Source organism: Lutibacter sp. B1 (genome assembly GCF_012524075.1).
Classification (GTDB): Bacteria; Bacteroidota; Bacteroidia; order Flavobacteriales; family Flavobacteriaceae; genus Lutibacter.
Map to the genome: position 1 here is coordinate 1 of NZ_JAAZUI010000150.1, position 566 is coordinate 566.

Consider the following 566-nt stretch of genomic DNA (forward strand, 5'->3'; position numbering starts at 1 on the left):
AAATTACTCAAGTTCACATACAAACTCTCAGTCGGTTCTATCAAAGTATCATCTGCTATTGAAACTGTAATTGGATGACTCTCTCCGGTATCTCCTGTAAAAGTTAGTGTTGCTGATTGTGCTGTATAATCATCCGGTGCTATCGCCGTACCGTCTGCTGTTTGGTAATCTACACTGAAACCTCCCTGTACATTGCCTGTTAAGGTTACTTGAACTGTCGCTGTACCATCACCTTCGTTAACCGTCATATCACTGATGGTCAGTCCCTTGTCTGCTCCTCCGTCATTGTCCTCAATAGTTATCTCTCCTTGTGAATCATTGATACCTATCAGCGTCGTGCTCAAATTACTCAAGTTCACATACAAACTCTCAGTCGGTTCTATCAAAGTATCATCTGCTATTGAAACTGTAATTGGATGACTCTCTTCGGTAGTGCCTGCAAAGGTTAGCGTACCTGATTGTGATTGATAATCATCCTCTGCTATCGCTGTACCGTCTGCTGTTTGGTAATCTACACTGAAACCGCCCTGTACATTGCCTGTTAAGGTTACTTGAACTGTCGCTGT

1 protein-coding gene is annotated in these 566 nt (G+C 42.8%); it reads right to left on the reverse strand.

Features of this window, described 5'->3' with window-relative positions; genetic code table 11:
• On the reverse strand, window positions 1-566 hold a 566-nt coding region (locus HGB55_RS15315; RefSeq protein WP_305791993.1), incomplete at both ends, for a Calx-beta domain-containing protein.